This is a genomic window from Methylobacillus sp. MM3 (assembly GCF_001645185.1).
Classification (GTDB): Bacteria; Pseudomonadota; Gammaproteobacteria; order Burkholderiales; family Methylophilaceae; genus MM2.
In genome coordinates this window covers 1-395 of sequence record NZ_LXTQ01000037.1, presented here as the reverse complement: position 1 = coordinate 395, position 395 = coordinate 1, and the positions used below count along the sequence as shown (strand labels likewise).

General features: G+C 37.5%; 1 protein-coding gene. It reads right to left on the bottom strand.

The genetic code is table 11. The annotated features are described in order from the left end of the window. On the bottom strand, positions 1-395 hold a 395-nt coding region (locus A7976_RS14865; RefSeq protein ID WP_165601733.1), incomplete at both ends, for a PTS transporter subunit EIIC.

Below are 395 nucleotides of genomic sequence, written 5' to 3'. Positions count from 1 at the left end.
GTTAAATTTTTATTTAATAAGAAATTCGATAAACTATTTAATCCATCTTGAATTGGTGGCCACGCAAAGCTTAAAAGCACACCTGTTGCGATTGCTACGACCGATGTCACAATCGGTACAAATCGTTTACCTGCAAAGAATCCTAAAAATGGTGGTAGTGTAATATTATAAAATTTGTTGTAACACCATGCGGCTAATGCACCCATGATAATACCGCCAAACACACCCGTTTGTAACGTTGGAATACCTAATACTAAGGCATGTGCTGGTTCTTTCGCTGCTTGACTTAATTCTTTTGCCCCTTTGGCATATGAGAAAATGTCATCAATTGTAATGTGCAACACTTTCCCCATTGTTGCATTCATAATTAAGTAACCTACTAACGCTGCTAATGC